19 protein-coding genes are annotated in these 26,305 nt (G+C 45.9%); 12 read left to right on the plus strand and 7 right to left on the minus strand.

Annotated elements, in window-relative coordinates; genetic code table 11:
* Position 1 precedes the first annotated feature (1 nt).
* On the plus strand, positions 2-4,540 hold the full coding sequence (locus AC5JBY_RS00550; protein WP_495902582.1) for a TonB-dependent receptor plug domain-containing protein: 4,539 nt from the start codon (positions 2-4) through the stop codon (positions 4,538-4,540).
* 80 nt (positions 4,541-4,620) lie between these two features.
* Here the strand turns inward: AC5JBY_RS00550 and AC5JBY_RS00555 are convergent, their stop codons facing one another.
* Positions 4,621-5,523, minus strand: a complete 903-nt coding sequence (locus tag AC5JBY_RS00555) for a helix-turn-helix domain-containing protein (RefSeq protein ID WP_495902583.1) — start codon at positions 5,521-5,523, stop codon at positions 4,621-4,623.
* Between the two features lie 213 nt (positions 5,524-5,736).
* On the opposite strand from AC5JBY_RS00555, the gene AC5JBY_RS00560 reads away from it, so the two are divergent.
* From AC5JBY_RS00560 to AC5JBY_RS00570, 3 genes are all read left to right on the plus strand, one after another.
* Positions 5,737-6,513: a DUF4261 domain-containing protein gene (locus tag AC5JBY_RS00560; RefSeq protein WP_495902584.1), complete on the plus strand. Its 777-nt coding sequence runs from the start codon at positions 5,737-5,739 to the stop codon at positions 6,511-6,513.
* A gap of 91 nt (positions 6,514-6,604) precedes the next feature.
* Positions 6,605-6,889 carry a hypothetical protein gene (locus AC5JBY_RS00565; RefSeq protein ID WP_495902585.1) on the plus strand — a complete coding sequence of 95 codons (285 nt, stop codon included), beginning with the start codon at positions 6,605-6,607 and terminating at the stop codon, positions 6,887-6,889.
* A 40-nt stretch (positions 6,890-6,929) separates the two neighbouring features.
* The gene (locus AC5JBY_RS00570; RefSeq protein ID WP_495902586.1) at positions 6,930-7,691 is read left to right on the plus strand and encodes a hypothetical protein; all 762 of its coding nucleotides are present in this window, start codon (positions 6,930-6,932) and stop codon (positions 7,689-7,691) included.
* Positions 7,692-7,724: 33 nt separating this feature from the next.
* Here AC5JBY_RS00570 and AC5JBY_RS00575 read toward each other — a convergent pair whose 3' ends face one another.
* Positions 7,725-8,483, minus strand: coding sequence for a phosphoglycerol geranylgeranyltransferase (locus AC5JBY_RS00575; RefSeq protein WP_495902587.1), 759 nt, complete (start codon positions 8,481-8,483; stop codon positions 7,725-7,727).
* 79 nt (positions 8,484-8,562) lie between these two features.
* Positions 8,563-9,309 (minus strand): DUF2490 domain-containing protein, encoded by a 747-nt coding sequence (locus AC5JBY_RS00580; RefSeq protein ID WP_495902588.1) that lies wholly within the window; start codon positions 9,307-9,309, stop codon positions 8,563-8,565.
* A 468-nt stretch (positions 9,310-9,777) separates the two neighbouring features.
* Here AC5JBY_RS00580 and AC5JBY_RS00585 point away from each other — a divergent pair, with 468 nt between their 5' ends.
* Entirely contained in the window at positions 9,778-13,158 is a 3,381-nt protein-coding gene (locus tag AC5JBY_RS00585; RefSeq protein ID WP_495902589.1) for a vitamin B12-dependent ribonucleotide reductase, read from the plus strand.
* A gap of 718 nt (positions 13,159-13,876) precedes the next feature.
* On the opposite strand, the gene AC5JBY_RS00590 is transcribed toward AC5JBY_RS00585, so the two are convergent.
* Positions 13,877-16,288, minus strand: coding sequence for a hypothetical protein (locus tag AC5JBY_RS00590; RefSeq protein ID WP_495902590.1), 2,412 nt, complete (start codon positions 16,286-16,288; stop codon positions 13,877-13,879).
* The gene (locus tag AC5JBY_RS00595; RefSeq protein ID WP_495902591.1) at positions 16,254-17,312 is read right to left on the minus strand and encodes a hypothetical protein; all 1,059 of its coding nucleotides are present in this window, start codon (positions 17,310-17,312) and stop codon (positions 16,254-16,256) included. Before AC5JBY_RS00595 ends, AC5JBY_RS00590 begins: the two co-directional genes overlap by 35 nt.
* Before the next feature lie 68 nt (positions 17,313-17,380).
* Here AC5JBY_RS00595 and AC5JBY_RS00600 point away from each other — a divergent pair, with 68 nt between their 5' ends.
* Positions 17,381-17,860 (plus strand): YcxB family protein, encoded by a 480-nt coding sequence (locus tag AC5JBY_RS00600; RefSeq protein WP_495902592.1) that lies wholly within the window; start codon positions 17,381-17,383, stop codon positions 17,858-17,860.
* A gap of 2 nt (positions 17,861-17,862) precedes the next feature.
* On the opposite strand, the gene gldB is transcribed toward AC5JBY_RS00600, so the two are convergent.
* On the minus strand, positions 17,863-18,942 hold the full coding sequence (gldB, locus tag AC5JBY_RS00605) for a gliding motility lipoprotein GldB (RefSeq protein WP_495902593.1): 1,080 nt from the start codon (positions 18,940-18,942) through the stop codon (positions 17,863-17,865).
* A gap of 104 nt (positions 18,943-19,046) precedes the next feature.
* Between gldB and AC5JBY_RS00610 the strand changes: the two genes are divergently transcribed.
* The gene (locus tag AC5JBY_RS00610; RefSeq protein ID WP_495902594.1) at positions 19,047-20,777 is read left to right on the plus strand and encodes an NAD+ synthase; all 1,731 of its coding nucleotides are present in this window, start codon (positions 19,047-19,049) and stop codon (positions 20,775-20,777) included.
* An 86-nt stretch (positions 20,778-20,863) separates the two neighbouring features.
* Here AC5JBY_RS00610 and AC5JBY_RS00615 read toward each other — a convergent pair whose 3' ends face one another.
* Complete coding sequence (locus AC5JBY_RS00615; RefSeq protein WP_495902595.1) at positions 20,864-21,298, minus strand: lipocalin-like domain-containing protein; 435 nt, start codon at positions 21,296-21,298, stop codon at positions 20,864-20,866.
* 186 nt (positions 21,299-21,484) lie between these two features.
* On the opposite strand from AC5JBY_RS00615, the gene AC5JBY_RS00620 reads away from it, so the two are divergent.
* From AC5JBY_RS00620 to rsgA, 5 genes are read left to right on the plus strand one after another with little or no spacing between them, the layout of a single operon-like run.
* On the plus strand, positions 21,485-22,486 hold the full coding sequence (locus AC5JBY_RS00620; protein ID WP_495902596.1) for an AAA family ATPase: 1,002 nt from the start codon (positions 21,485-21,487) through the stop codon (positions 22,484-22,486).
* A complete protein-coding gene (locus AC5JBY_RS00625; protein WP_495902597.1) occupies positions 22,483-23,358 on the plus strand; it encodes a DUF58 domain-containing protein in 876 nt (291 codons plus the stop codon). The genes AC5JBY_RS00620 and AC5JBY_RS00625 overlap by 4 nt, the downstream gene beginning before the upstream one ends.
* A 16-nt stretch (positions 23,359-23,374) precedes the next feature.
* Complete coding sequence (locus AC5JBY_RS00630; protein ID WP_495902598.1) at positions 23,375-24,271, plus strand: hypothetical protein; 897 nt, start codon at positions 23,375-23,377, stop codon at positions 24,269-24,271.
* A 3-nt stretch (positions 24,272-24,274) separates the two neighbouring features.
* Positions 24,275-25,282, plus strand: a complete 1,008-nt coding sequence (locus AC5JBY_RS00635) for a vWA domain-containing protein (RefSeq protein ID WP_495902599.1) — start codon at positions 24,275-24,277, stop codon at positions 25,280-25,282.
* 49 nt (positions 25,283-25,331) lie between these two features.
* Complete coding sequence (rsgA, locus tag AC5JBY_RS00640) at positions 25,332-26,258, plus strand: ribosome small subunit-dependent GTPase A (RefSeq protein WP_495902600.1); 927 nt, start codon at positions 25,332-25,334, stop codon at positions 26,256-26,258.
* Positions 26,259-26,305 lie beyond the last annotated feature (47 nt).

Genomic DNA, 26,305 nt, shown 5'->3' on the forward strand with positions numbered 1-26,305 from the left:
TATGAAAAGAATCATCAACTCCTATATTTCCTTGTTGGGCATAGTTTGTATGAGCCTGTTGCCGAAAACGGGTTTTGCACAGGAAGCTGATTATGGTGCAGCTAAAGAGAAAGTATACCTGCATACCAACCATGTATTCTTTAAGCCGGGTGAACAGGTTTTCTTCAAGCTATATGTGGTAGATGCCAAAAGCCAGACCCCTTCGGCGGTGAGCAAAGTAGTATATGTAGATGTTATTGATCCGTCGGGCAACACGTTGCAAAAGATGAATTACAAAGTGGAGCATGGTTATGCAGAAGGTTCCTGGGATTTCAGGGAAGAAGCGAAGGGCGGCGTGTATAAGTTCAGGGCCTATACCACCTGGATGCGCAATGAGCAGGATGCAACGTTCTTTACCAAAGAGGTCACCCTGCAAAAGGTGATTACGCCACGGGTGTTGCTGAAGCTCGACTTCCCCGGCAAAGGGTATGGTGCAGGTGATGAAGTGATGGCCGATTTCTCCATGAGAAACCTGCTTGATCAGCCCATCAGGAACCATAGCGGCACGTTTGTGGTTTCATTGGCTGGTGCAGCTGTTACCACAGCAGGATTCTCTACCAACAACGAGGGTAAAGCAAAAATAAAGTTTCGGCTTCCCGCCACGCTGAACACCAATGATGGATTGCTGAACGTAACTGTGCAATATGATTCCTACACTGAATCGATATCGAGGAGCATTCCCATTGTACTGAGTAAGATCGACCTGCAGTTTATGCCCGAAGGGGGAACCCTGGTGGCAGGTATTCCTACTCACATTGCTTTTAAGGCATTGAACGAAAATGGCAAGGCGGCAGATCTGAAAGGTGAAATACTGGACGATCAGGGAAAGAAAGTAGCTGCTTTTGAGAGCTATCATTTCGGTATGGGCAAGTTTGCCTTTACACCAGAACGTGGGATTGCTTACAAAGCGGTAATCACTTCGCCGGCCAACATCAGCCAGCAGTTTAGTTTACCAGTGGCCAAAGCATCAGGTATTGTGATGAATGTTGCCAAAGAGAACGGTAAAGTAGTGGTGTCGCTTAAATCAAGCGGCCAGGTGGCAGTAAAGCTGTTGGGCCAATCAAGAGGCGTTACTTATTATACCCGGGAGCTGACATTGGAGAAAGGTGAGCAAAGCCTTGCCGTCGATGATAAGCTGTTTCCGGTGGGCATCAACCGTTTTACCGTGTATGCTGCAGAGGAGTTGCCGGTAGCGGAACGGATCGTGTTTCTGCATGAAAACAAAAACCTGAAAGTCTCTATCACTACCGATAAGAATAGATACCTGCCGCGTGAGAAGGTGACAATGACATTGCAAACACTGGACGAGCAGGATAAACCCATTCCTTCCAACTTCTCACTGTCGGTGGTCGATGATAAGTTGTGGACGTTTGCAGATGATAAGCAGGACCATATCTTATCGTGGCTGCTGATGAGTTCGGAGCTGAAAGGAAAAGTGGAGGAACCTGTATTCTATTTCAAGAAAGAAGAAGTGAAGGCTGTTCCTGCACTCGACCTGGTAATGCTTACACATGGCTATCGGTACTTCGACTTTATCGAGTATGTTCAAAATGAAGGGAAGCTGCAGTTTTATTTCGACCAGGGCAATGTGTTGAGTGGCGTAGTGAACGACGATGAAAGTAATCCTTTGCAGTCGGATATCTACCTGGTGAATGTTCGCGACCAGCGTAATGCCATCCATTTTAAAACAGGTGAAAACGGCTTGTTCTTTTTTTCACAGCTTACTGCAGGGAATGATTATTATTTGTTGGCCAAGGCCAACAACAAACGCAGGAAAGCATATATCAAGATCATACAAAACGGTATTGGCTACAATCCTTTGCAGGCAGATAAGATCATGCTGCATGCTAACAGAAGCAAATATGTTTCAGAGGTGTTGCTGGCACAGGGATTAGCGAAGAAGAGAAGGATGGCCAATGACAATAAAGTGGATGATTTTGTTGGTATTGAGACGAATGCATTTAAACCCAATGCTCAATTGAATGAAGTGCTGGTGATTGGATATGGCACCGCCAAAAAGAAAGACCTGACAAGTTCTGTGACAGTAGTAGCCGCCAAAGACCTGTCGGCGCCATTGGTGCAGGCTTTGCAAGGCAGGGTAGCGGGACTTGCTGTCATCAACAACGGCAATGTATTCGATAATGCCATGGTAAGGATCAGAGGGCAGAACTCAATAGCTGGTACCAATGTTCCTTTATACGTAGTAGACGGAACGCCGGTAGAACAATTCAAACTCCATTCCCTGAACCCCAACGATATAGAAACGATCACGGTATTGAAAAACGCTTCGGCTACAGCCATTTATGGAAGCAGGGCAGTGAACGGTGTTATTATTATTGAAACCAAAAAGTTCACTACTGAAAAGATTGCCATCGATCTCTCTACCCAATATTATTACAGTACGCAGACCGTGCGTGCTGTAGGGGTAACTTATTCTGTAGCGAGACGGTTCTATGCGCCGCGTTACGAGACAACTGAAGTGAAAGAGAAAACCGATTTCCGGGAAACGATCTACTGGAACCCTGTTGTACAAACCGACAGGCAGGGAAAGGCCACCGTTGAATTTTACAATTCAGATGCTACTACCACATTCAGGGCTATTGCTGAAGGTATAGGCTATAATGGAAGCCTGGGAAGAACTGAAGCCACCTATGCCGTGCAGGATATGCTGACAGTGGATGCAAAAATACCTCCCTACTTAACGGTGGGTGATAAGGCGCTGATTCCGTTGGTGATCAAAAACAACAGCAAAAGTGAAATATCGATCTCTATACAGTTACAGTTTCCATCAGGTCTGAAACTGGGTCATTATGCAAGTCAGCTGCAACTGGCGCCGGATAGCTCAACACAGGTGCTGGTGCAAGTGGAGGCACTGAAACCTCTGCGTGATACGATACGCTTTAGTGTAATGAACGAGAAGCATCCTGTAACATTGGCGCTGCCTATTGTTGCCAGTGAAAAGGGATTCCCGGTGATCGCTACGTTTTCGGGTAACAAGTCGGGTACACACGATTTCAATATTCGTTCGGCGATACCGGGCAGTGTGCATAGTGAGTTGAAATTACTGCACAGTATTGAAGGGCAACTGCTGGATGGCATTGAGTCCATGCTGCGCGAGCCGGGTGGTTGTTTTGAGCAGACTTCCTCTTCTCTGTACCCCAATATTTTCATCCTGAAATACCTGAAGAGCAGTGGTAAGTCGAACGAGGCAATAGAGAAAAGAGCATTGGGTTACATCAGTAATGGGTATAAGCGACTGCTTGGTTTTGAAACGGTACAGCGCGGTTTTGAGTGGTTTGGCAAAACACCGCCACATGAAGCGCTGACAGCTTATGGCCTGCTGGAGTTTACCGATATGGCCGAGTTTATCGATGTAGACAAGCAAATGGTGCAACGTACCAAAGACTTCCTGCTAAGCCGACGTGATGGCAAAGGTGGATTCAAGCTGGCCACCGGCGGGTATGATCAATTCGCTTCCGTGCCTAATAAGATTGCACATCTCTATATTGTATATGCCCTGACGCAGGCTGGTATTGGTAATGAGATCAAGCCAGAATATGAAGCTGCTGTGAAGGAAGCGCTCGAAACCAAAGATGCTTATTTGATGGCGATGATGGCGCTGGCAGCCAGCAACATGAAGAATGACAAGGATTACAAACAATTGATGAATGCTTTGAATGAGCATTACAGTAAGACAGCCCTGGCTTCTGAAACAAGTGTCGTCAATTCAAGGGGGGTATCGCTGAAAGTGGAGACGCAGGCTTTTTATGCACTGGCATTGATGCGTCAGCCGCAACCCGACCTGGGACGGATAGCAGGGCTCCTGTCGCAACTGATGGCCAATAAATCCTATTATGGTTATGGATCTACACAGGCTACTGTGCTGGCGCTAAAAGCGATTGTAGAATATTCGAACCTTACCAGCGCTAATTTGAAGGATGCGAATGTGCTCTTCACCCTCAATGATAAAAAGACCGTGAACGGTAGTGATATCGGGACTGCTTTGCAGGAAGGTAAAAACAGTTTTTCGGTTGCTTATGATAAAGAAGGTAAAGGAGTTCCCTATAGTATGGAAGTCTCTTACAACACTTTCATACCTCCGAATAGTGAGAAGGCTGTGTTGCAGCTGGCTACCCATTTGAAGAATGCGAGCCCTGCCATCGGTGAAACTGTTCGAATGGAAATAGAAGCCACCAACAAGCAGAGCATGCTGCAGCCCATGAGTATTGCGAAGATCGGTATCCCCGCAGGTTTATCTGTTCAGCCCTGGCAATTGAAAGAATTGATGGATAAGAACCAGGTAGCGTATTATGAAATATTCGACAACTGGCTGGTGTTCTACTGGATGGGCTTTGCGCCCAATGAAACCAAAAAGATCAACCTCGATCTGAAAGCGGATATACCGGGCACTTACAGAGCTAAAGCGAGCAATATCTATTTATACTATACACCGGAAGACAAACATTGGAACGAAGGTGCTGAAGTAACGGTGCGGCCTTAAGTAGTGGTGGTTATAATAAAGAAGCGGCGTCTTGTTTGCATTGCAAATGAAGGACGCCGCTTCCTGTTTTCTTCTTATATCTAAATATTCCTGAAAGCGGAAGGAGTGAGTGCTACTTGCTTCTTGAAGAAGTTATTGAAATGAGAAGGTTCTTCAAAGCCGAGGCAATAGCTGATCTCTGATATGTTCCAGTTAGTATGTTTCAACAGCGCCTTGGCTTCGCTGGTGATCCTTTCCATAATGTGCTCGGTAGTGGTTTTGCCGGTCGTTTCTTTGATGGCCCTGTTGAGGTGGTTCACATGGATGGCCAGCTCTTTGGCAAAGTCGTTGGCCGAGCGCAGGGAAAAGCGTTGTGCCGGTGAATCGATGGGGAACTGGCGTTCGAGCAATTCCGTAAACACCGATGTAATACGCGATTTGGCATTGGTGTGCTGATGAATGCTTTCGGAAGGCTGCATCTTCAATGCATAGTGGATCATTTCCGTAACATAGTTTCTCAGCAGATCATACTTGTATACATAATCGGAGCCGATCTCTTCCAGCATCTTCAGGAAGATCTGGCTGATCTCTTTATCCTGCTCTTTGGTGAGTGAATAAGCTGGCTTGCCTCCGGGCGTGAACATGGGAAACTCGCTGAGGCTGCCGCGCATTTTTTCGCTGAAGAAACCTTCTTTGAAAATGCAGAAATAGCCGGTGTAATCTTCATAGGTGCCTTCCCAGGTGTAGGGCACTTTGGGGTTGAAGAATACCAGGGTAGAACCGGAAACAGGAACGCTCTTATCGGCGTAGTGAAAAATAAACTCACCGCGCATGAGGCTTACTTTGTAAAAGTCACGCCGGCTGTATTTCACGGGCGTGGAGCCGGGTCCGGAACAGTCTTCTGTCCTAAACACGTTAAAGTGGCCAATATCCTGCTTGAGGTTCTGTGGCAGGTAATTCATTTTCTTCTGGTAGAAGTCTTCAAGTGTTTCTGTCTTTTCCATAATCCCGAGTATTAGCAGTTATACGATGCGGAGTAACCTGTGTGAGATACAAAATTAGCGACTCCGGCTATCCTGAAAATTACGCTAATCAAACCGTCTATTGCAAAATTCAAACATTTAGGGTGTCGCTGTTGGGCCTTTAATTGGCCCGAAAGGTTCATTTTTAAAGGAAAGGAGCTATTTTTAAGGATACCCCATAACCCCCAACCCCATATGTTCTGGAAAAAGAAGAAAAAAGAAGAGCCTGCAACAGACCAGGTCATTCTCGGAATGGTATTGTTGCATGATGCACAGCCATTTAGCTTTAGCAGTGTTGTACAAGACCTGCGGGAGCATTATAATTTACAAATAGGAGAGACCTCCGGAGCAGAGGAAGTAGTTGTTTTTGATGTGGACGGGCAAATGGTGGCGCTCAGTTTTATGCCTATGCCGGTTCCCAGTGGCGATATTGAAGGGACTGCTCAATATGCTTATAACTGGAGAACGGCTGTTGAAGACCTGAAGGATCATAAAGGGCATATCATTGTCTCCGTTCTTAATGGGGATGGCGGTCCTGTAAAACGTTTTACTGCTTTCACACAGGTCATTTGTGCATTGCTGCGGACTACGAATGCTATAGGAATTTACCAGGGAAGTCAATCGTTACTAATACCCAAAGACGATTACCTGAAGCAGTCAGCTTCCTTGCAGAAAGACTCAATTCCGCTCGATATATGGATATATGTAGGATTTAGAAGTGTTGATGGAAAAAACTCCGCCTATACGTATGGGCTGAAGGCATTTGGTAAAACAGAGATGGAGATACTCAATTCCACTAATAGTATTAGATACGTTGGAGGATTTTTGATGTCTATAGCAGATTATGTGGTAACAAATGATGTAACCTTTAAAGACGGAGAAACCTGCGGGTTCTCAGCAGAGCAAAGGATTAAAATAACTTATTCCAAAGGACAGTTTGTAGAAGGAAAAACTTTCAAGCTGGCTTATTGATCGCCTCTCATGCTTTAAAACAATTATGATACCGTGTTTTTCACGGTGGTACTGCTATATGCCTGTCATAAATTAGAGAAACTCATTTTTTATGAAACAGGTATCATTAACTAATATTTTCTTGGCTGTCATTGCTTTCTGTCTTGTCTTTAATCTACTTGTCAATGGGAATTTGATTTCAAAAGCCCAGGCTCAACAGGTAAAATCCACTCAACCAATAGAGGTAATGATCGTAGGTGTAAAAAATAGTGCAGGCTCCCTACCTGTTTCTATTGATTATGGATCACGAAGGAGTCCAATAGCTGTTAATGTGTTACAGATAGACGGGAAATACCTAAAAGAAGCTCCTTCGATTAAGGTTGTACAACAACGTTGATATAGTATTACTTCAAAACATACAATAAATTTTTCCATTCATGGAAGCTGCGAAAAATTTTACCGATTACCTACAGGTATTGCTCCGGTATATTGCATCAGGTATTGTCACTGTTATGCTTATTGTTTATGTACATGATAAAAGTTTACAGTTTTGCAGTAATTATCTAGAAAAATCTCCTTGGGCGGTATTAGTTTTAGCCGGAACAATTGGCGTTTTAATTTATGCAATACATCATTCGGTATTAGATAAGTTATTTTACGCCCTATCCATCTTTATTTATAGATGCCGGCGCAAAGTTCCGGTAAGACTTATTGAAGCTGTAAAAACATATCATAAAGCTACAAGCAAAAGCAGGTTGCCGGCAAAAGGGAATGAGAATTACTGGAGATTGAAGTTCGCACTATTTACTCAGTGTTATTTGAGAAGAAGCTCCAAAGTTGATTTCATTGTTTCCATACAACAAGAAGTCGATAAAAAACTGGCGTTGTTGAATTTCCTTTATTGTTGTTTTTATTCCTTCTCCGGAATCGTAATAGCTTTTCTTTATAATTATTATTTCGATACTGCAGCAGCAGAAAAATTCAACAGTGAAAGAGTTTATCAAATCGCTATTGGTGCAGTTATCCTTCTTTTTGGAGCCGTGTGTTATGATTATGAGATAACTAAAAGGGAATTTTGGCTCATTGAAAACTGGTTTCAGGAAACTCCTCATCCCGATAAGGAAAAGCTTTTGGATGATACGCTCCCGCATAGACCGGAAGAGCAGGTCATTAACATTATTAATATAGAGCACGTATAAAACGTATGTCTAAGCAGGCCTTTAAATTGGACATTACGACGCCTTCACCGGCACTGAATGTATCGCTGCGCTCATTTCCTTGATCAGCGAAGCATCTTTCTCGATGGCATTGCCAATAACGATCACATCGGCGCCGGCCTTACAGTTACGGTAGGCCTTTTCGGGGTCGGTAATGCCGCCACCGATGACGAGGGGGGCTTCAATGACCTGTGATACTTTCTCGATCATACTTTCTGTGATGGCCCGGCGGGCGCCGCTGCCAGCATCCATATAGATCAGCTTCATGCCCAGCATTTCGCCGGCCATGGCAGTACACATGGCTATTTCGTTCTTGTCGGCCGGAATAGGGGCCGTATTGCTGATATAAGAAACCGTAGTAGGGGCGCCACCATCGATCACCATATAGCCGGTGGAAATGATCTCCAGTCCGCTCTGCTTGACAAACGGGGCCGATATCACGTGCTGACCGATCAATAATTCCGGATTTCTGCCTGATATTACGGAGAGGTATAATAATGCATCGGCATAGCGGGAAACCTGGGAAGGGCTGCCGGGAAAGAGGATCACGGGGATATCACAATTCTTTTTAACCTGTTGCACCACTTCGTCCAACTGGTTCGAAATAACCAGGCTGCCGCCAATAAACAGGTAGTCTACCCTTGCTTCCACTGCGAGGGTCGTCAGTTCATCTATTTTCGCCGCATTTACCTTGTCGGGATCAATGAGTACGGCAAACGACTTATGTCCTTTCGCTTTCTGAAGTAGCAGAGATTGGTATATACGATTCGTCATGCCTTAGCTATTGGATCGGTTACAAAAATGCGAAAAGTTTTTGGCTTTCACGCAGTTAATTAACGATGTGGATAATCCCTTATAAACGTACGTAAGTGGCTATTTGTACGATGTGGTTATTCGTAAAATCTTTGCCAGCTCTGTTAATATATTGGTTCATATAGCCAAGTTCTGCGTCGAATTTCTTGTGAAAGCGGTACCCAAAGGCTATATATGCCCGATTCTGGTCAAAGAACTCCCCATTAACGCCCGACTTATCGCCCACATTCACAAATACCTCGTTTTGCAGCGCCAGGAAGGGGGCTCTACCCTTTGCCGACCAGGTCTGGAGGGGTGTTATATTCCGGATGAAATACCGTAGCCGGTTGGAATATACGTTCCCATCATTCACAAACTCACTGCCCTGAGGATAGGATTTGGGTATAAAGCGCTGTTCTATGCGCAATCGGTGTGCCAGTGTGCCCTGAAGCTTACCTCCACCAAGCACCAATGGATGGGTGTATTGCAGTTGTTCGAAAATACGGCTCTCAGGCGCATAACCGGCTATACCCCCAGTCAGTACGCGACGATTAGGAATATATCCGTAACCGACTGTAAGTGTCAGCCTGCTATTGACATGATAATTGAGACCTGTTCTTAGCAGCAACGTTTGCAGGTGGTCCAGCTGATCGGTGCTTCTCAATTGCACCTCACCATGTATACTGAACTTGGTATTGATTTTGAATGTATTGAAGCTCGCAAACCAACCTGAAAATTGTGTCTGCGCCAAAACGCGATCCATACTAAGCAATAGCAATCCGATGATGACAATGTTCCTGTAGTTCATGCTTACAAATAAAACGATAAAATAGTAAAGCAATGCAGGCAAGGTAAAACACTAAATTAAAATGGCGTTAAGAAAATAGGCGAAATATACATGAGGATGTATCAAACTATGTTTTACAGAGGTTGTTGTTAATCACAGACTTTGATATTTTTTATCGTAAAATCATGATAGAAAAGGTACGCTTGAAAGATGGTGAAATTACGGTCTGTGGCCACTTTCAACATACTTTTTTTATCAGTGAATACCAAATAAAATTTGCCCCAAAACCTGCGTCAAAAATTCAATGAATCAAGAAATATAATGCCAGTGCGGAAACCAGTATCTTATCCACATTAAGGCATGCTGATGTTAATATTTACGCCATTGGAATTTCATACTAGGAAGATATTTTCGTCTCCTCCTACCCCTATCTGAAGACTCCGATAGCAATCATTTTTATTAATTGTAAACTTATTAATTACTAACCTTATGACTAATAAGAAGCAATCTCCAAAAGGCTTGCAGTTTAATCGCCGTTTCACCAAAGATGACGTCAGTGTGTTCGACCAGTTTGAGTATGATTATCGCTCGTCGGTGATCCGGAACCCAAGCGGGGAGGTTGTCTTCGAAATGACCAATGTAGAAGTACCTAAACAGTGGAGCCAGATTGCTACTGATATCCTTGCACAAAAATATTTCCGCAAAGCAGGTGTTCCCCAGGCTGATGGTTCTTTAGGTCGTGAGACTTCCGTTAAGCAGGTAGCTCACCGTATGGCCAATTGCTGGAGGGTATGGGGCGAGCGCTATGGCTATTTTGCTTCTGCCAAAGATGCTCAGGTTTTCTATGAAGAGTTAGTATACTGCATTATTAATCAAGCTTGTACTCCTAATAGTCCACAATGGTTCAATACCGGTTTGCATGAAAGCTATGGCATCACCGGCAAACCACAGGGACACTATTATGTAGATCCTGTAGACGGACAATTAAAGAAATCCACTTCAGCCTACGAACGCCCTCAGCCACATGCCTGCTTTATATTAAGCGTGAGCGATGACCTCGTAAACGATGGTGGTTTGATGGACCTGTGGGTACGTGAGGCACGTATCTTCAAATATGGTAGCGGTGTAGGTACCAACTTTTCCCAGGTGCGTGGAGAAGGAGAGAAGCTGAGTGGCGGTGGTACTTCCAGCGGCCTCATGAGCTTTCTGAAAATAGGTGACCGTGCAGCAGGCGCTATCAAGAGCGGTGGCACTACCCGCCGGGCCGCCAAGATGGTTTGTCTCGACCTCGATCACCCCGAGATCATGGACTTCATCAACTGGAAAGTAGAAGAAGAAAAGAAAGTAGGCGCCCTCATCGCTGCCGGCTATGCCAGTGATTATGAAGGAGAAGCTTATCGCACAGTGAGCGGACAAAATTCCAACAACTCCGTACGTATACCCAACGAGTTTTTTGAGAAACTGGAAGCTGATGCAGATTGGGAACTGAAGGCCAGGACCGACGGCCGCATCATGAAGCGCATTCCTGCTAAAGAAGTATGGAACCAGATCTCTTATGCCGCCTGGCGTTGCGCCGATCCCGGCACTCAATATGACACTACGATCAATGAATGGCATACCTGCCCGCAGGGTGGTCGCATCAATGCTTCCAATCCGTGCAGCGAGTATATGTTCCTCGATAATACGGCCTGTAACCTTGCCTCCGCAAACCTCCGTAAGTTCTATGATGAAGCTACCAACACCTTCGATGTAGAAGGCTTCGAGTACACTTGTCGCCTGTGGACAGTGGTGTTGGAAGTGTCCGTACTGATGGCACAATTCCCCTCCAAAGAAGTAGCACAGCTTAGCTACGATTACAGAACGCTGGGTCTTGGCTATGCCAACCTCGGTTCTATGTTGATGGTAATGGGAATTGCCTATGACAGCGAAGAAGCCCGTGGAATTGCCGGCGCTATCACGGCAATCATGACGGGTATTGCTTACAAAACTTCCGCAGAGCTGGCTTCTATCTTAGGGCCCTTTGCGAAGTATGAAGAGAATAAGCAGGACATGCTGCGTGTGATGCGCAACCACCGCCTGGCTGCTTATGATGCTGATGAGTATGAAGCGTTAAGCATTAAGCCCGTGGGTATTAAAGCGCGCTATTGCCCCGACTACCTGCTGAAAGCTGCTACCAAGGCCTGGGACGATGCAGTGAAACTGGGTGAGCAATACGGCTACCGCAATGCACAAACAACGGTGATCGCTCCTACCGGCACCATCGGCCTGGTAATGGATTGCGATACCACTGGTGTTGAGCCCGACTTCGCGCTGGTGAAATTCAAAAAACTGAGTGGTGGTGGCTACTTCAAGATCATCAACCAGTCAGTGCCCACCGCGCTGAAAAATCTTGGTTACAAAGCCAAAGAAATTGATGCTATTGTAAAATATGCAGTAGGCGCCGGAACGTTTGCCGGAGCTCCTCACATCAATCACCAGACACTGAGCGAAAAAGGATTTATTGCAGAAGAGATCAAGAAGCTGGATGCCGCTGTAGGTTCTGCTTTCGAGGTCGGTTTTGTATTCAACGTATATACGCTGGGTGAAGAATGTTTACAACGCCTTGGTTTCAAGCCCGAGCAATATTTCAACTTCGAGTGGAGCCTGCTGGAAGCACTGGGCTTCTCCGATGAGCAAATAGAAGCTGCCAACGATTATGTATGTGGTACCATGACAATAGAAGGTGCTCCTTACTTGAAAAATGAACACCTGCCTGTATTTGATTGCGCCAACAAGTGCGGTCAGAAAGGCGTGCGTTACATCCACGCACATGGCCACATCCGCATGATGGCTGGCACACAGCCTTTCCTGAGTGGCGCCATCTCCAAGACCATCAACCTGCCCAATGAGGCAAGCGTAGAAGAGATCGCCGATTCTTATATGATGAGCTGGCAGCTAGGTCTGAAAGCCTGCGCCCTGTATCGTGATGGTTCTAAACTGAGCCAGCCGCTGAGCAACAAGAGCGATAAGAAGAAAAAGGCCGACAGTCAGGAAGATGGAAAGGCTGAAGAGAATACGACAATAGCAGCTGCACCGGTTTCCAATATTGTAGACATGGGCAAGTTGACGATCGATGAGCTGTTGGAAGAAGTACAAAAGCGTGTACAATCTTCACCTGATACCAAACTGAAACGTGAATTGGCACGTATAGTAGAGAGAAGGACCTTGCCGGCCAAGCGTAGAGGATTTACCCAGAAGGCCAAGATCAATGGTCAGGCGATGTTCCTCCGTACCGGTGAATATGCTGATGGAACGGTAGGTGAGATCTTTATCGATATGGCGAAAGAAGGTGCTACTATGCGCAGCATGCTGAACTGCTTTGCTATTTCGATCTCTATCGGGTTACAATATGGTGTGCCGCTGGAAGAGTTTGTAGAGAAATTCGTGTTCACCCGCTTTGAGCCATCTGGCATGGTGGACCACCCGAATATCAAGAGCACTACCTCTATTGTAGACTTCATCTTCCGCGCACTGGCGTATGAATACCTTGGTCGTACCGACCTGGTGCATGTGCTGGACAAACCGGAAGTGATGAATACCGGAACGGATGACTGGGACGAAATTCCTACATCATTAGAATATGACCAAAAGCCCGAGCTGAGTGATGTACGCATCGTGGCGGGGCCTAAGAATACCAAGCCTGCAGATTCCGAGCCGGTAAAATCATCTTACCGCCCGGTGAAAGCAGAAGCCAGCCTGGATGCTGTGAATGCGGCCGCCAAGAGCATGCAAAGCGATGCACCGGCTTGTAACACCTGCGGTCACATCACCATCCGTAGTGGTACCTGCTACAAATGCTTGAACTGCGGCAACAGCATGGGTTGCAGCTAAACTAAAAACAATCGACCTGACCTGACTGGCTTTGGAAGCAGAACTGGTTATGGCTTACCAAAGCCGGTTGGTCACCTAAACATATTGGACGGTTTATTAAACATAAACTTCATCCGCTCATTTCCATGGGCGGATTCTTTTTTATGCTTACGCCGCTCTTCGGAGCTTGCAGCTCCGAAGGTCTATTTTGTTGCTTTTAGCAACATTGTACCCCGTTTTTAAAGCAATTTTTCCCAGACGCTTCCCACTGCGGGAATAAAATCCGGATTGGCATGGTTTGACGTATATCAAATAGGACGGTTGAACTATAAGAACGCCAGGTATTTAGGCATGCCGAAAGAGCCGAGCTAAAAATTGGCATTGTTTTACGATATCCGGTATACAGTTACGGTTTAATTGTTCGTTTAACCCTTGTTAAAAATTTCAATCTGGACGTTTATGAAACTTAAAACTATTCTTTCAATCGCAATCGTTACCATGATCTTCGCATCTTCTTGCAGCCGTTTTATTACTCCTTTTCAGGCGGCTAACGGAAAAGCTAAATGTGGACGTGGTTTACGCTAAAAAGAGGTTGCTATATCATTACATTTTTTTCAGTTACAAGCATCAAAGTACTAAGGCATATCCCATAGATTGGGGGATACTTTCAAACGGATATGCCAAAGAAGAAGCCCCGGTGGTATGCCGGGGCTTTTTATTGCAATTCGTGTAATTCGTTTTACTTCTTCTTCTCCACAAAGTCTTTCAGGTAGCTACAGGTAGTAAACGCTTCCTTATAAAAGGGAGTAGCGCTATAAGAGGTGGCCAGCATGGTAAAACGCTGATTCACCATGATGTCTTTATTGTATTGCAGCTGAGCTTTATTATAATCACCGTATTCCTTGTACTGTGACCAGGAAGGTACAGGTACTTGTTTCTGATCGCACTTTGTGACCATAAACAGGCAACGGGCCTTGAAGTTTTTGTCGCGGGACACGTTGAAGGCTTTCACATAGTATTCCTCTGCTCTATAAACACCATAATAATCCTTATCGCCGGGTTGTGTCTCATTAGCGCCACGCAAGCCATCATTGCCACTCCAGTCGTAATGGACCAGCATCCAGCTATTGCCCCAATAGCTCATATGGTATAAACCCTTGGCAATCTCATAATAAGCCTTGGCCTGCTGCTCCGGGTCTTTCAGGGTTTTGGCTTCCTGTTCCAGCTTCAACAACTTGCGGCAGAAGCTGAGTTTGGTGTACTTCTCCGTATCCTGCTTGGTAGGGGCATGCGTGTCAAGGATAAGATCGGCAAAAGGATTGGCGGCGAGGTAAGTGGTATAAGGTTCCTTTTGGTAATAGGCAGGGCTTACTTTGGCAAACCACTTTTCTGCCGCTGCAAAATTGAACTGGCGCAGCCAGGCGGTGCCTGCTACATCATTTACATCGTCTTTGGAAAAGGCGTTGTGGCTTACGAGATACTTTTCAAAGTCGGTCAGGGTCTTGGATTCCATCAGCTGGATCAATTGCTCTACCTGCTCGGCCGTCATTTCATAACGCAGCATACGCAGGGCATTGGGATCGTAATAGCCGCCCCAGCCATCTTTAACAAACTCCTTGCTGATCCAGTTGGCCACACCAATACTGAGAACACGTTTGGTATTATTGGTCTTTTGATACCGGTTACTGATGATGTCGCTAAAGATGCGGCGATAGAACCGGGCATATTCTCCATCTGCAGCAGCCTTCTTTTCCAGCCATTGCAGAGAAGGTAACAATTGCTTTTCAAAAGCAGCATCGATGGTTGCCTGGGTATTGATGGTAAGCAGTAGGTTGCTCATAGCCCATTGGTCCTGCAGCTTGGAAGATAGTTTGAGCTTCTTGCTTTCATCCAGCAACTTACGCGCGTTGGCATAGTCGCCGGAAATAATGGAGGTGTGAGCAGCCACAAGAGAATAGAGCCCTTGATTGTTCACAGCTTTATTGGCAGCTACCTGTTGGCAAAAGGCAGACAGGTCTTTCGTTTCATTGCGGTAAACGATAAATGCACTATCGGTAGGATTGATGCTTGTGTAACCAATATTACTTTCTTTTTTGCCTTGCTGAAATTGCAGGGCTGGTGTGAAGTAATATTCCTCCAGCTTGTTCACCTCACGGGTGGCGAGGATTTCCAGCAGCGCAGCATTGGGTGATAACTGGTATATCTTTTTGAGCGTATTGAGTTCATTGCGGTTACTGCCAAGGGCAAAGAGGCCCAATAGGTTGGCTTTGTCTTCATTGGTCTTGCAAAGCGCCTGCAAGGCATTACGGTTCTTTTCATCGAAGCGCTTTACACACCAGTCGAAACTCATATAGTTCGATACGCGCTTCAGCTCACTTTTGCTGAATAGCTGGCTGAACATAACGGCAGCTTCCGCTTTCCGGTCTGTACGCATCAGTGCACCGGCTTTCAGGCCAAGGCTGAGGTCGTGCAATATACTGGTGGTAGTATTGGGCTTTACCAACTCTTCATACCAGCGCAGACAATCCTCGTAGCGCTGGCTATAATGGGCCAGCCTGATCACCTGGTAAGCTAACCTTAATTTGATGGCATTGTTCTTTGCTACTGCATACAACTGCTGACCATTCTTGATGAGCTTGCCCATCTTCGCGGTATCCCGCTCGATAGGGGCCCAGGTGGTCCAGTCTCCGGTAACATTGGGCTCCACTTGTTTGGCATACAGGATATAACCCAACGCTTCCAAGTCCTTACTGTTCATAAACCATTTGGTCATGCCGTTATTCTTAACTGAATCAGGCACCTGTAAAGGCTGACTCTTTTCGAGGTGATAATACAGACTGGAAAGATCCTTACGCGCATAGCCCACCACAAAAGCGCGGGCATCATTGGCGGTAAAGCTGTTGTTGCCATACCCTACCCATTCAGCAGAAGTAAGGTCGGCCGTTTCCACGGGTTCCTTCTCCTGGTAGAGAAATTGGTAATTGGTATAATAGAAAGGTTCGTAACCTTTAGCATCCGAATTGTTTCTGTTGAAGAAAGAAACAAAATAATCATAAGGATCGGGTTCACCGCCGGCGCAGCCAATGATATTATAAGGCAAAGCGAGACAGGTGATATTAATGCAGACTATTAAAAACTTCTTCCAGCTCATAGGTTGAATACTTATGAAGGGTTAATGAATCAAGATGATAAAGTGCTACAGTAATCGATGGAGTAACCAGTTTTGATCTGAGTAACCGCGTGGCTTGAATGATCTCCTCAAAATTAGCATCTTCCTGCCGTATATGATCTCCTTTTTTCAACGAATAACCATTCAATAAAGTATCCTGCAAAACGGTGAAGGTATTGCTACTGGTTTTCCGGCATATGTTTGGTCGATCCAGCAAAGAATCGGGTAGGCCTTGTATTAATCCGGCATAAACCTGATCGCGGTACAGCACCTTCCAGTCGAACAGAGGCAGGGCAATGTCCAGTGGCAGTGGATATTCCTGCAGGTTGCCAATGTACTTTGCCAGCTCAGCCGCTTCAAGAATAGAGTTACGGGTTTGCTGGTTTTTTAGATTGCCCATATTGTAGCACATAAGCAACCCCCGATTTACAGGTGGCACACCGGTTCGCTCTTTATACTTGCATTGGTACAGACGGATGGTAGCCGAAAGTGTTTTCTGCTGAAAAAAAGACAATGTTTGAAGCTGCCTCAATAAAGAGAAATAATTATCCTTACTGGTGGCAGTCCAATCGCAATCCATTTGTATTTCCTGAATGTTAGCTATGTCTGGAAACAAGGCGGCAATGCCAGTAAGCAATTCATGCATGCGGCCAGCCAGCTCCGGAATAGCGGTGCTGTCGATAGATTGCATGCACTCGTTGGTAATAAATACAGTGGGGATAATGGCGATGTTGTGGTGCGGTAGCCAGGCTGCCACGCTGTCGCTAAGCTGGACTTTTGCTACCGGCAGCGGCCGTTGATGATTGGCATCCCACACCACATCGAAAAACTTGACGTACAGTTTTTTTACCTGCAACGTGTCGAGCGCCTGCTTTTCTGTGGCTGATAAAGTCAGCGTTGATTTCCAGTAATAAAATCCGCGCGTAATAACAGTAGGTTCATGTGGCTGCTGGCAGGCCGCCAGGAGCAAAGAAAATATTAACCCCCATTTAATACTGTTTTTCATGCCCGTCAAAATTATAGGAACTGTGGTATACGCCTATTCCTTATTTTTACGCCTTAACCTTGTAAGGAATGACGATTCAATTTGGCTATGATAAAAAAGAGGTGGTGCAGGCGTTGCGGTATCATTTTCTTTCCCGGCCCGAGATCAAAATACTGCTGGTTTTGGTGAACCTGTTTGCGATCCTTTCGGCTGTCATGTTCTATCTCAAATATATCCAGGCTGTGTCCTTCCTGCTATTTTCTATCCTGTGGTTTATCCTCATGCTCGTCATCTGGCGCATCCTGCCCGGCAGCATTTACCGGCGTTCCGCCACCTTCAAGGATCAATTCATTATGCATTTCCAGGACGATATGGTGGTGCTCGAAACGGAGCGTGGCTCTAAAGGATGGCCCTGGAATCTATTCAGCCATTTCGTGGAAAGCCATTATTTCTTTCATCTGTACTTCGATGCACGCTCCTTCTTCCTGGTGCCCAAAGATGCCTTCAAAGACATTACTGAACTGCAGCAGGTAAGAGAAATGTTCCGGCAAAAAATGGGGAAGAAGTAAGGTTACTTCGGTTTGTATTTACTCTCCTGGTAGATTTCCATCGCAGGCACTTGCAGCAAGGCAGACAGCTTCATATCAGCATGCTTATCCATATATTTCTTCACGATCTGCCAGCCGGTGAAAAGACCAATATAACCCGGAGAGCCTGCTCCCAACTCCTGTGTTTGAGGCGCTTCGCCCATATAATTTTTAAGCATGTCGGGATCATTGTTCAGCAGCAGGCTGTTGGTGAGGAAGAAGTTCCAGATCCTGCCTTCATTGCTATAGCATCCTTTAAGCTGTAGATCGGTATATCCAATTTTAAGTGTATCGGGGGTGCCGGGCATCAGGTTATCCAATACATACAGGCGCTTACCTTTTTCTACCATCTGCTCTACAAGCGTTTTACCGGCCAGCTTTTCGGGATAAATATCATCGATCACATTCTTCATGCAATTCACCGGGATGTATTCCGGCCCAAAGCGTCGTGAAATATAGGCAGGGTACAGAGAGCGGCCCATCTCACTGGTATAAAGACTGAAATCTTTACCTAAGTGTAATTGTAAGCCTACAGCCAATCCTCCGTTGGTAATAGCATCACCGTAGCTGCCAAGAGATGCCTGGTACAATGCATCCATGGGACCGATATAGAAAATGACGCGTTCCGGCGCCTTGTATTCCGGGAAATAATACTTCACAAATTGTAGCCCTTTCCTGATGTCCGCTTCAAAAGCACTGGTGGAGGGAAAGGTTTTATCTACTGCTTCTTTGATAGGCCGGTAGTCACGTAAAAATTGCCTGGTCAGTTGAGAGGCTTCATCACCACCATCGGTAAAAGGAGGAAGCCCTAATATATTTTGAAAATAGTCGGTAATAAAATGGGGGTATTGCTGGCCCAACTGTTGCAGCGAGGGCATCAGGTTATTGGTGTCGATGGCAAAGAAATCCTTGTCAAAACGTTGTGCAGTCAGCGTAACCTTGATGTTGGACACATCTGGCGCCTTTTTATCGCCACAGGCGAGTAAAGTGCATAACACGATGGCAATGAGGAGCGTTCTTTTCATGTGCAACAAACGTTTCAGTGAGAATAATGTTGTAAACATAAATCTAAAATTTTGTTATACATGATTAATTTGCAGCCTTTTGCGTTTAGACCCCGGGGACTTCAAAATCTTGTGTCTACCATTACATTCTGTAAATTTGTTGTATGAAGATCGCATTAGCCCAGCAGAATTATCATATCGGCAATTTCGAAGACAATACATGGAAAATAATAGGAGCTATACAACATGCTAAATTACGCGGAGCAGACCTGGTAGTGTTTTCTGAGCTAAGTGTATGCGGATATGCACCCCGTGATTTCCTGGAATTCAATGATTTCATCAATGAGTGCTACCGTGCCCTCGACATTATCAAAGAACACACAGAAGATATTGGCGTTATCGTAGGCAGCCCCCAACGCAACCCCGAAATAGCGGGTAAAGACCTGTTCAATGCCGCCTGGTTTTTGTACCAGAAGAAAGTGCATGGCATAGCCCAAAAGACTTTATTGCCCAACTATGATGTGTTTGACGAATACCGGTACTTCGAACCCGGTTACGAGCACAACGTAATTCCTTTCAAAGGAAAAAAGATAGCCCTGGTAATTTGTGAGGACATCTGGAACCTTGGCGATAACCCGCTGTACCGGATAGCGCCGATGGACGAGCTGATCAAACAGCAGCCAGACCTCATCATCAATATCTCTGCTTCTCCTTTCGATTACGACCACGATGTAGACCGTATCGAGGTCATCCGCGCCAATGTATTGAAGTATAAACTTCCCATGTTCTATTGCAACGCGGTGGGTTCACAAACTGAGATCATTTTCGATGGCGGTAGTTTGGTAATGGATGCTAATGGCAGGATCGTGAAAGAGATGAAGTATTTCGAAGAAGACTTTGCCACCTTCGATGAAGCAGATTATGGAGCAAAGCCGTCAGATGCCGCCTCGAAGACGGAGGATCTCAAGCCTCAGGCTACAGACTTCGACAAAGAAATGCGGGTGTCAAAAATAAACAACCCCGAACTGATCATCGATTACCTCACGGCCGAAAAGAACATCAAAGAAATACACCAGGCGCTGATATTAGGCATTCGCGACTACTTCCGTAAAATGGGTTTCAGCAAAGCCATCCTGGGTTCTTCCGGAGGTATCGACAGCGCAGTTACCCTGGCACTGGCTTGCGAAGCACTGGGGAAAGAAAATGTGCGCGCCATCCTGATGCCTTCGCAATATTCTACCGGTCATTCGGTGAGCGATGCAGAACAGCTGAGCAAAACGCTGGACAATCCCTATGATATTATCCCGATCAAAGATGTATATGATGCATTTCTTACCACGCTGAAGCCGGTATTTAAAGATCTTCCCTTCAGCCTGGCAGAAGAGAACATCCAAAGCCGCACAAGGGGTAACCTGCTGATGGCAATTGCCAATAAGTTTGGCTACATTTTACTCAATACTTCCAACAAGAGCGAACTGGCCACTGGTTATGGCACCTTGTACGGAGATATGGCGGGTGGCCTGAGCGTGCTGGGAGATGTATACAAAATGCAGGTATACGCACTGGCCAGGTACATCAACCGCAATGGAATAGTGATACCGGAAAATATTATTTACAAAGCACCTTCCGCCGAATTACGTCCCGATCAGAAGGATAGCGACAGCCTTCCTGAGTACCATGTGCTGGACAAAGTACTTTACCAATACATCGAAAAAAGACAGGGACCAAAGGAGATTGTTGCCAAAGGCATTGATGAAGCCCTGGTAAGCAGGATACTGAAGATGGTCAATACAAATGAATACAAACGAAATCAGTTTTGTCCCATCATCCGGGTAAGCTGTAAAGCCTTTGGTGTAGGTAGAAGAGTGCCCATTGTAGGGAAATACCTTTCATAAAATGTTATGCTTATAGCAGCCATATATAGGTGCAATAAAAAAGCCCATGCATTTGCATGGGCCTTTCTTTATCAGTAGAAAGTAACTTACTGTTTTACAAATACGGCCTTAGCTGTGCCGGATATGCCACCTTGAGAACCGCTTCCTTCAATAACGAGGGTCTTTCCATCAAAAGACTTAACGTCTCCTGAGTAACCATCGATATCGATATAATTACCATCCAGTTCCCAGGTAGATGAATAACTGGCGCCCTGGCCACATTTAGTGCCTTCATCATTTACCTGTACAGTGAAGTCTGCATTTAATTTATAAATATCGTCTCTCTGGCAGGCTTCGAGGTAGGTAGTGTACAAGTCAACAGGTTGACCTGCCACAATAAGCTTAAGCTCAGTAAGCTTGTAGCTGCCAAGCAAATTTTCCTTAGTTACAGAAACCGCTTCATCCTTGTCTTTCTTACAAGCACCGAATGTGATAGCAAATAATCCCAGTGCTAATACGAGGCGGATAGAGGTCTTTTTCATTTGTTGGATTTTGGTGAGAAAATATCATCTCCCGGTAAACGAAATTGGGGCTATTTTATTGCTTTTCAAGGCCCTTATTTGACCTTTTTAAAGCCTTTTAATAAGTTGGCAAGTAACTTGCATCGGCTTTGTTCGTATTTTCATGTTCCTATACTGATTATCAATCGTTCATAATAAACGCTCAATATGGTGGCTACAGCCGACGATATTCGTCAACTTAATGAAAAAATTCAATACCACAGCACGTTTATTGACCGCCTGCGCGATGAAACAGCCCGGGTGATCATTGGCCAGCATACCATGCTCGACAGGCTGTTGATTGGCCTGCTCAGCAATGGCCACGTATTGCTGGAAGGCGTGCCAGGACTGGCTAAAACACTGGCTATTAAATCGCTCGCACAGGCCATTCATGCCAAGTTCAGTCGTATACAATTTACGCCTGATCTGTTGCCGGCTGACCTGATCGGCACCATGATCTACAACCAGCCCAAGAATGAATTTATGGTGCGGAAAGGCCCCATTTTCGCCAACTTCATCCTGGCCGATGAGATCAACCGGGCCCCGGCAAAAGTGCAAAGTGCCCTGCTGGAAGCCATGCAGGAGCGGCAGGTAACGATTGGCGATACCACCTACAAATTGGATGAACCTTTCCTGGTACTGGCCACGCAGAACCCGCTGGAGCAGGAGGGAACGTATCCCCTGCCAGAGGCACAGCAGGACCGTTTTATCATGAAGGTGATCGTTGACTATCCCACCAAAGAAGAAGAACAAATTATCATACGTCAGAATGTACAGGGCCTCAGGCCACCGGAAGTAGGGCAGGTAGTGTCCATGCAGGAAATACTGCAGGCGCGCGACCTGGTACGTCAGGTATACCTCGACGAGAAAGTGGAGAACTATATCCTGGATATTGTTTTCGCTACCCGTTTCCCGGAGCGTTACCGGCTCGATAAATTGAAACCATTGATCGCCTATGGCGGCTCACCCCGTGCCAGCATCAACCTGGCGCTGGCAGCCAAAGCACAGGCATTCCTCAATAAACGTGGCTTCGTAGTACCGGAAGATGTACGCAGCATATCCAAAGATGTACTGCGCCATCGTCTGGGATTGACTTATGAAGCCGAAGCTGAAAACGTAAATGTAGAAGCTGTTATCGATGATATACTGCGCGTAATACCTGTTCCATGACATTAACGACAGCTGAAATATTAAAGAAAGTTCGCGAGCTGGAGATTAAAAGCAAGAAGCTCACCCGTCACATATTTACGGGCGAGTACCACAGTGCTTTTAAAGGAAGGGGTATGTTATTTAAAGAAGTGCGCGATTACCATGCAGGCGATGATATCCGGTTTATCGACTGGAACGTATCAGCCCGTTTTAATCATCCTTACAGCAAGGTCTTTGAAGAAGAGCGTGAGTTGACGGTGATGCTGATGGTAGATGTAAGCGCCAGCTCATTGATAGGAACCGTCCACGCACGCAAAAGAGATATGATCACGGAGATGGCGGCCGTACTGGCTTTTTCAGCCATCAGCAACAATGATAAAGTGGGGCTCATATTCTTTAGCGATGGCGTAGAGAAATTCATCCCGCCTAAAAAAGGGCGTGATCATGTGCTGTACATGGTGCGCACACTGCTCACCATGGAGCCATCGCGGAAAGCAACCAAAATAGGAGAGGCGCTGCGCCGTTTCAACAACACGACGAGGCAGAAATGCATAGCCTTCCTGCTTAGCGATTTCCTGGATGATGACTTCAACGACGACCTGAAAGTAGCCGGCAAAAAGCATGACCTGGTAGGCATTAAGGTATATGATAAAATAGATATGCAACTGCCTGATGCAGGATTGCTGGAGATACAGGATGCGGAGACCGGTGAAAGAAGATGGGTAGATACCAGCGACTTTAGCGTGCGGCAGCAATACCAGGCGGCATTCTTCCAGCATACCAATTATTGCAAGAGCGTGTTTACACATGCCGGCAGCGACCTGTTGCATATCCGCACGGATGAAGACTATGTGAAAGTATTACAGAAATTCTTTGTTGGCCGTAATAAGTAATGGATTTAAAACATACATGAGCCGGTTTGTACGATATATCATAGCAGGGATTTGTTTACTCGCCAGTACACTGCACGTAAATGCACAGGTATTGGTAAAGGCAGATATCGACCGCGATAAAATAATCGTTGGCGACAGCATTATACTTACACTGGATGTTCGTGCACCACTGGGCCAGGAGATGACCTGGTTCAACCTCGACACGATCCCGCACTTTGAATTCATCAATAAAGGAAAGATAGATACAGCCGACGGCGTAGATGGTAAGAAATGGGTGCAACAACTAACCATTACCAGCTACGATTCCGGTTCCTGGCAAATTCCCCAGCTGGCTATCAGGATAGGCGATAAAACCTATTACTCCGACTCGCTGAGTGTAGCAGTAAGTTACTCCAATGCAGACCTCTCACAGGATTATAAAGACATTAAGGAGATAGAAGACGTACCGAATACGGATACAAATTATATCCCCTGGATATTAGGCGCAGTGACCCTTGTTGCCCTTGGCATTATGGTATGGCTTTTTAGGCGAAAGAAAGTAGCGCCGGTTGCTGCTCCGGTAGCGGTTAAACTTACACCGTACGATGAAGCCCTGCAGGCATTGGAAGAACTGCGGAAGAAAGACTTGCCTGGTAAGGGAGAAATTAAGAAATACTATACAGGCCTGAATGATATCCTGCGGGTGTTTGTGCAGCGTAAGCTGAACATCGCTTCACTGGAAAAGACCAATGAGGAGTTGATCATCGAGCTGAAGAAGCAACGCATGAACGACGAGTATTTCAAGGAACTGTCGAATGCCTTGCGGATAGCAGACTTTGTAAAATTTGCCCGTTATGAACCGGGCGCCGCCGACAATGAAAAGAATTATGGAGTTATAGAATCGGCTATTAAAACACTAAATAATATCGCTTAAGCTTTGCTATACGATTGGTTTAAAAATATTGACTTTGCATATCCCTGGGCGTTCAGCTTATTCCTGCTGCTGCCCCTGATGATCTATTGGTATTTTACCCGCTATTCCAAACAGCAGGCCACCATCACAGTTTCTACTGTATCGCTGATAAAAAAGACCAGCTCCTGGAAACAAACCTTCCGGCATGCCATGCTGGTACTGCGGTTGCTGGCATTAAGCTGTTTGATCATTGCCCTGGCGCGCCCACAAACGCGTAATGATGAAGAACTGAAAATGGGAGAGGGTATCGATATCATCCTATGCCTGGACGTAAGTGGTAGTATGTCGGCGCAGGACCTGTTGCCCAACCGGCTGGAAGCCAGTAAAGCAGTGGCGGCAGAGTTTGTAGACCGTCGACCCACTGACCGTATAGGGGTAGTGATCTTTTCGGGCGAAAGCTTTACCCTCGTACCGCTGACTACCGATAAGCACATATTGAAATCACAGATCTACAGCATCCAGCGTGGCCTCCTCGAAGATGGTACGGCAATAGGCGATGGACTGGGGGTGAGCGTTGACCGCCTGAAAAGCTCACCTGCCAAATCGAAGATCATTATCCTGCTCACCGATGGAGAGAACCAGGGTGGGTTGATCGATCCGCTCACTGGTAAAGACCTTGCTAAAGCCCATAAAATAAGGGTCTACAGCATTGGCGTAGGAACCGAAGGATATGCACCTGTACCCTCCTCCGATGGCCGTGGAGGCGTTGTGGTGCGGCAGCAGAAAGTGAACATCGATGAGAAACTCATGCGCCTGATTGCTGAAGAAACAGGCGGCCTCTATTTCAGGGCCAGAGACAATGAAAGCCTCAAGAATATCTACGGTGAAATAGACAAGCTGGAGAAGTCTAAAATAGAAATAACTACCCTAAAACGCTTTACAGAGCGCTTCTTTCCATTTGCATTGGCCGCCGCTGCCTTACTTTTGCTGGAAATAATATTGCGGTATACCCTATTCAGGAAGTTCCCATAAGAACAGCTTTGAATATCCGGGTAAATCCTTCAAATCCAGGTTCAGACAGATGAAAGCATTGGTGTATAAATCAACAGGCAGCTGGTATGTGGTGAAAACCGAGACCGGACAGGTATTGAATGCCCGCATCAAAGGGATATTCAAGATCGACGGCATTACTTCTACCAATCCTATCGCGGTAGGCGATGAAGTGATGATCGACATGGAGAATGAAGTAGAAGGCAGCGCCATGATCAAAGACATACTGCCGCGCAAGAACTATGTTGCCCGTCAATCACCCTCACATAAAAAACAGCATCACATCGTAGCATCCAATCTCGACCAGTCGCTGCTGTTTGCCACACTTAAAGACCCGAGGACATCACAAGGCTTTATAGATCGTTTCCTCGTTTCCTGCGAAGCCTACCATATACCGGCATTGATCATCTTCAATAAGGCCGACTTGTACAGGAAAAAAGAACAAGAGCAATACGAAGCTTTGAAAGAAATGTACAATGCTGTGGGCTATACCACGGTGGCCATGTCTGTTCCCAAAGGAGAAGGGGTAGAGGAAGTGAAAAGTCTGTTGAAAGACAAAGTAACACTCATGAGCGGACATTCAGGCGTGGGTAAATCCACTTTCATCAATGCCATCTTTCCGGAGCTTAAACTCAAAACAAAAGACGTAAGCGGCTGGAGCGGTAAGGGTATGCACACCACCACCTTTGCCGAAATGTTCGACCTGCCGTTTGGCGGAAAGATCATCGACACGCCCGGCGTGCGGGAGTTTGGACTGGTAGATATATCGAAGCAGGAACTATCCCACTACTTTCCTGAAATGGCTAAGCTGATCAATGATTGTCAATTCAATAATTGCCTCCACATCGAAGAGCCGGGCTGCGCTGTAAAGAAAGCAGTAGAAGACGGCATCATCACCGAAGACCGCTTCTTTAGTTATTATAAAATACTCGAGTCGATCGAAGAAAAAGACTATTGATGCTCTGCGAGACTTGTAGTCTCGCAGCCCTATGCTTTGCTTGTAGC

The sequence above is a fragment of the Paraflavitalea sp. genome, from assembly GCF_059502485.1.

Coding starts and splice junctions, on each gene's coding strand:
- AC5JBY_RS00550 (WP_495902582.1), top strand. CDS start 2: ATGAAAAGAATCATCAACTCCTATATTTCCTTGTTGGGCATAGTTTGT.
- AC5JBY_RS00555 (WP_495902583.1), bottom strand. CDS start 5,523: ATGGAAAAGACAGAAACACTTGAAGACTTCTACCAGAAGAAAATGAAT.
- AC5JBY_RS00560 (WP_495902584.1), top strand. CDS start 5,737: ATGTTCTGGAAAAAGAAGAAAAAAGAAGAGCCTGCAACAGACCAGGTC.
- AC5JBY_RS00565 (WP_495902585.1), top strand. CDS start 6,605: ATGAAACAGGTATCATTAACTAATATTTTCTTGGCTGTCATTGCTTTC.
- AC5JBY_RS00570 (WP_495902586.1), top strand. CDS start 6,930: ATGGAAGCTGCGAAAAATTTTACCGATTACCTACAGGTATTGCTCCGG.
- AC5JBY_RS00575 (WP_495902587.1), bottom strand. CDS start 8,483: ATGACGAATCGTATATACCAATCTCTGCTACTTCAGAAAGCGAAAGGA.
- AC5JBY_RS00580 (WP_495902588.1), bottom strand. CDS start 9,309: ATGAACTACAGGAACATTGTCATCATCGGATTGCTATTGCTTAGTATG.
- AC5JBY_RS00585 (WP_495902589.1), top strand. CDS start 9,778: ATGACTAATAAGAAGCAATCTCCAAAAGGCTTGCAGTTTAATCGCCGT.
- AC5JBY_RS00590 (WP_495902590.1), bottom strand. CDS start 16,288: ATGAGCTGGAAGAAGTTTTTAATAGTCTGCATTAATATCACCTGTCTC.
- AC5JBY_RS00595 (WP_495902591.1), bottom strand. CDS start 17,312: ATGAAAAACAGTATTAAATGGGGGTTAATATTTTCTTTGCTCCTGGCG.
- AC5JBY_RS00600 (WP_495902592.1), top strand. CDS start 17,381: ATGACGATTCAATTTGGCTATGATAAAAAAGAGGTGGTGCAGGCGTTG.
- gldB (WP_495902593.1), bottom strand. CDS start 18,942: ATGTTTACAACATTATTCTCACTGAAACGTTTGTTGCACATGAAAAGA.
- AC5JBY_RS00610 (WP_495902594.1), top strand. CDS start 19,047: ATGAAGATCGCATTAGCCCAGCAGAATTATCATATCGGCAATTTCGAA.
- AC5JBY_RS00615 (WP_495902595.1), bottom strand. CDS start 21,298: ATGAAAAAGACCTCTATCCGCCTCGTATTAGCACTGGGATTATTTGCT.
- AC5JBY_RS00620 (WP_495902596.1), top strand. CDS start 21,485: ATGGTGGCTACAGCCGACGATATTCGTCAACTTAATGAAAAAATTCAA.
- AC5JBY_RS00625 (WP_495902597.1), top strand. CDS start 22,483: ATGACATTAACGACAGCTGAAATATTAAAGAAAGTTCGCGAGCTGGAG.
- AC5JBY_RS00630 (WP_495902598.1), top strand. CDS start 23,375: ATGAGCCGGTTTGTACGATATATCATAGCAGGGATTTGTTTACTCGCC.
- rsgA (WP_495902600.1), top strand. CDS start 25,332: ATGAAAGCATTGGTGTATAAATCAACAGGCAGCTGGTATGTGGTGAAA.